At 64.1% G+C, this 5,093-nt stretch carries 1 protein-coding gene; it reads right to left on the reverse strand.

Annotated elements, in window-relative coordinates:
• Positions 1 to 241: 241 nt before the first annotated feature.
• On the reverse strand, positions 242 to 4,804 hold the full coding sequence (locus tag AC2VLV_RS11165) for an AAA domain-containing protein (RefSeq protein ID WP_486990049.1): 4,563 nt from the start codon (positions 4,802 to 4,804) through the stop codon (positions 242 to 244).
• Positions 4,805 to 5,093 lie beyond the last annotated feature (289 nt).

The raw sequence follows: 5,093 nt of genomic DNA on the forward strand, positions 1-5,093 counted from the left end.
CGCCACCGCGACCCGCTGCTGACCGGCCTGCTCGCGCAGGTGCGTCTGGACGACGCCATCCCGCCGGAGTTGTACACCGCCGTGGCCGCCGTGCTGGCCATGGTCTACGCCAGCGCCGGACGCATGCCGCCGGGGATGCCGGCATGCACGAACACCAACGACGCCGACTGAGCCGACGGATACCAAGACTGCGTGGACGACGCCTGAAACCTATGCGAACGCTTGACCTCCAAGCCGTAGGTCATTTGTTCACCGCAGCTGTTAGATCCTTTGTAGCGTTCGCCACCGCATTGATCTCGCCGCCCTCTTCGGAGGCAGGCTTCCACGTGCGCTTCTCCACAATGCTAGGCGCCCGCTCCAGGGCTCCCAGCGGTTCAATCCCTATCGCCGCCAGCCGCTCGACCAGTTCGCCGAACACCTCCTCCTTGCGGAGCGTCCAAGTCGACGCGAAGCATCGCCAGAACGTCCATCCCGCGCGCTCCAGCACTCGCTGCCGGTTCATGTCCTGTTGCCAGCGGTCAGGCCCGTGGTATTCGTCTCCATCGCACTCAACAGCCAGGCGCGTATCGCTGGCGCCCTCAACAACCATATCGATCCGATATGCCCCGGACTTGACCTGAGGGATCACCCGGTAGCCCGCCTTCGTCAGGTGGGTGTACACGTCCTTCTCAAACCCCGACTCACACAGGTCGATGAGGGAGCGGCTGGCGTCAGGGCTCTCGGCGATCAAGGGCTTGTCGAAGTGGCGCAGAAGCGTCAGTCGCAGATCCTTGTCAGACAGCTGGCCGCCGGTCACCGAGCGCACCAAGTACATCCGGTCGCGCGCCCGGCTGGCGGCCACGTTGAAGCGCTGCTCGAACATGTTGCCTGACACCGCCTTGCTGCGACTTGGATCGACTACCATGGAGAGGAACATGATGTCTCGCTCGCTCCCTTGGAAGATCCGGGCGTCGCCGCACTCGAACTTCCGGTGCATCAGCTCGGCAGCCGGGCAGCGGGCCCGAACTACCTCGTCGATGTACTTGGCCTGCTCCATTCCGAGGAGGGAAACAACGCCCAGCGTGCGACCGGCGTGCTGCTCGTCCTCGAGGATGGCCGCGATCTCTTCCGCGATGGCGTCGGCTTCCAGCACGTTGCAGTCATGGCGGTCACGGACTCCGCCCGGCACGTAGATGTCCACTAGGGGCGGATCAATGCGCTCGGAGGCTTTGGGAATCCGCAGCGGCTGGATGCCATTCTTGTAGAAGGTCCAGTTCGAGTAGGCGATGATCGGTGGCACGCAGCGGAAGTGCTCGCGCAGCATCACCTGCTCGGCCGCGAAGACCCGAGCAGCAAGTTCATAGAGCGACTTCTCCGGGGTCATCTCGATGCCGTAGGGCTGCTCCTCGAGGAACCGGTGCTTCAGCTCGTCAATGCGCTGGCTGGAGACGAAACCAGCATCCGGGGAAACCTGCTTGTCGTCGCCAACCACCAGGATCTTCTTGCCCCGAACAATCGCCGGCAGCGCCCACAGGTCCGATTGGCTGGCCTCGTCCACGATGACTAGATCGAAGGCCCCGATGTCCGGCGGCATCGACTCGGAAATCTTGGCGTGGCTCATGATCCAGCATGGCACCGCGCCGGCGGCGTCCAACATCGACTCGCGCGCGTCTCGGCGGTAGCGGACAGCATTCGGCCCCGTGCCCATGCCGATCTTGCGAATGGCGGTCGCATAGCCTGCCAGGGCCTGCAGCACCTTGGGCGTTGAATTGCGCTTGGTGGCAAGCCAGGCAGCCTTGGAAACCATGTCCTTGTACAGCTTCGAAAGGCCGCCCTCTAGGTTCCGCCGCCTGGCAGCCAGGGACATCAGCTCCTCGCGCGCCTCGATGCTGTCGAGGTGTGACTTCATGCGCGCCCACTGCCAGGCCTGGCGCCAGGATGCCGGGAAGGCCGTGTCCTCGCCCGTGCTGGCCACAGGGTTGGTGCGAACCCGGGCCGCGAGCTTTGCAGCGCCGGCCTTTTCCAGACGGCTGGCGCTGTCGCGGACGCACGCCAGCTCAGTGGCCAGCCCTGCGATGCGGCGCAGCTCTATGACCAGTTCGGCAAACCGGGCGGCAACGCGGCTTGCTTCGAGGCTCGGGTTGCCGAGTTCCTGGTCAACGAAGGCAAGGAGCGCATCGGACACTGGCCCGGTCTTACCGGCCAGCTTCTCCTGCAGCGTGCTCAGCTTGGTGGCTGCTCTCGATAGTTCCGCTCGAGTCAGGTGGCTGATCAGGTGCTTCCGGACACCCTTCAGTTCGTTGGAGCCTCCAATCAGATCCGCCGCAGGCACATGCTCGAAGACGGCCTCGGCCTGCCCAGGGAGCGTCGCATCGTATGTCATGGCAAGCGTGTGCGCCTTTCGGGCTGCCACCGCGATCAGTTCGATCTCGCGCAGGGACTCAACCCCGCCGCTGAGTCTGGGCACCGAAAGCGTGTCCGCGAACTGGTTCCAGCGCGCCAGGAACGAGGTGACCCGCCCGTGCAAGGCGATGTAGAGCTGGATGTGCTCCCAGTCGCCGTTGCCTTTGGGGGCGAGGCCGGCGACTCGGATTGAGGACAGCAGGGCCTTGGCGTCACCCGCTCCGAAGGAGATCAGCCCGAACGGCTTGCCGGTCTCCACTGCGCGCGTAACCGCCTCCAGCACCTTTGGGTTTGTCAGGCCTTCGCTCGGGAATTCGATCGGCTTGATGAGAAACTCGGCCCGCGCCTGGACCAAATGGTCGACATCAGAGAACAGCATCTCCAGGGCTTGGCGCTCGGAGGCGAAGGACGGAACGCGGCACCGCATCCGCAGTTCCATCGGCCAGCCACCACCGGTGGCCTCAAGCTCCTCGGCAAGGGCCAGGGCCTCGTCAAGACCTGCCAACAGTTCACGGGCCGACTGCAGCACCTCTGCGGTCAAGCCCTTCAGCGGGAGCAACTGTCCGTTCTCCACCTGGCCGTCGAGCTCCTTCATCTGGCTGAGCGCATTGTGCAGCTCGGCGATGTCGCTCGGGTTGGGCAGGTCATCCGCAGAGGTGATCGAAGCCGACACGTAGCACAGATCTGCGCCAAGCTTGCGACGACTCTCGCGCAGCGCGCCGGCATCGCTTTCCGTGAGGGGCGGCGCCTGCTCGGACGTGAGCGAGAGCGTGTCGCCGAACCAGGCGAAATTCCCCTGTCCGCATACCACCAGCTCGGCCAGATTCTGGGCGCGCATCGGGGCACCGTCCACCTCGATCTCGGAGAGCTGGTCGATGGCGATCTCGTCCACCCGCCGGTCGATCGTCGACAGCTCGGCGTGCGCGCGGTCGATGGCCTGATGGAGGATGCTGAGCTGCTCTCGCGCCTCCTCGGGGTTGATCTGGGACACCTTGTGCTGGATGGCCTGAATCGAGGCCTGAAACTGGCGGACGCTCTCACGATCGCTGGTGAGAAGCGCCACCGTCAGGTCACGCACTTCCTCAGGGATTTTCGACTGCAGCACTTCAAGCGCCGGCTCGCCTCGCGACGTCACCAGCACCCTGCGGCCCGTGGCGAGGTAGTGGCAGATGATGTTGGCGATTGTATGGGTCTTGCCGGTTCCGGGCGGCCCTTGCACGGTCACGCCGGCGGCGCGCTCGAGGCGCTGCGCGATGGTGACCTGCTCGCGGTTGTAGGGCAGCGGGAAGTACAACTCCTGCGGCTTGCTGTCGCCTTCGTAGCTGCCGCGGCTGGAGATGCCACGGAAGTTGACGGCCTCATATTCGATCGGCGTGTCCGACGGCGGAGACACCAATGCCAGCGGTCCGCCAGGGATGTCGCACCCGCTGGCAATCCGGTCACGCAGGCGCTTCAGGTCTTCGACCAGGTAGTTGTTGGCGCGAGGGCGGGAAAACAGAACCCAGGTGTCGGTTACGACTAGGTGCTGCCCGGCAGGCGGAACAGCCGCATGCGCAGCCAGAACCTCCTGGTACGAGCCCTTGCTGTCGAGGTTCGTCGCCGTGAGCTTCAGCACGTCGGAATAGGTGCTCGGATCGAAGGGAGTGACGGGGCGATCCTTGTGCTTGGCCAGGTGTTCGCGGGCAGCCTTCTCGACATCGGCCGCGCCGGTCACCTGGCAGGCCACGAATGCGTCCATCTCGACGCGCGTGTCCAACGCCCGGGGGCGCAGCTCAATGGCCATAGTCTGGTCGTTCAGTGAGACCTCAACTGCCTGCGTCAACACCGGGTACACAAATGGGAAAGCGCCGCCTGCGTAGCTCATCGACCAAGTGGCGATGCCTACGCCCCAGACCAGCTCGGTGGGCTTGGCAGTTTCCTCAGCCTCCAGCTGATGCTTGATCTCAAAGATGTCCCCGTAAAGAGAGATGGCCTTCCGGCGGGGCTTCTCGCCCTCCGCCCAAGATTTCCAAAGGTCGGTGTATTCGCGAAGACCTTCGCTGGCGCGTGCACGGATCTTGGCTTCGAAGGCGACCCGTTGATCTTCCGGCGTGTCAGTTAATTCGACATGGATGCGGTGCTGAAGCGCGGCTTCATCTAGGACGGGCATGTGACCTGATGGATCCGAGCTTGGCCGGCAAAGGCCCTGAAGCGCCGGGGGGAGTGCGGGAGGCTTGCCAGCCTCCAAGCGATCGACCTTCAGCCAGATGTGGTCGCCCTCCAGTTGGAGGTCCATGCTGACGCCGGTGAGGCCGGCGACGTCCTCAGGGCTGCACCGGAAGCCCGCCTGCTTCGAGAGCTGAAAGCCTCGTGGGTCGATTTCCTTCACCTGTTCTTCGATGTACTCGAACAGGCGCTGCAGCAAGTCACGCGGCGCAGCCATTTTTAGGCCTCCCGCTTGTTATGCGGCCTAGTCATCGTAATGCCTCCCCCTCTGGATTACGAATGCAAATTTAGGGTATTTCCTTGCTAATCGTGAAATGCCAGGCTCAATCCACCGCCAGCCCCACGCCTACCTGTCCATGCCCAGACAGACGTGGCGTTCAGAACTCCGTTCAACGAACCCCGTTCTCGCTCAACAAGGCGCACAGACCGGCGAGATCCAGCAACGCGCAACTGGGGTCCATGGCCATGCCCGCGAGCCACGCACGTTTCTGCGCGCGCTGCTCGTC

The sequence above is a fragment of the Thiomonas sp. TH-17 genome, from assembly GCF_057473305.1.

What these genes read in the sequence shown, in the direction of transcription:
- AC2VLV_RS11165 (WP_486990049.1), bottom strand. Translation starts at nt 4,804, where the DNA reads ATGGCTGCGCCGCGTGACTTGCTGCAGCGCCTGTTCGAGTACATCGAA.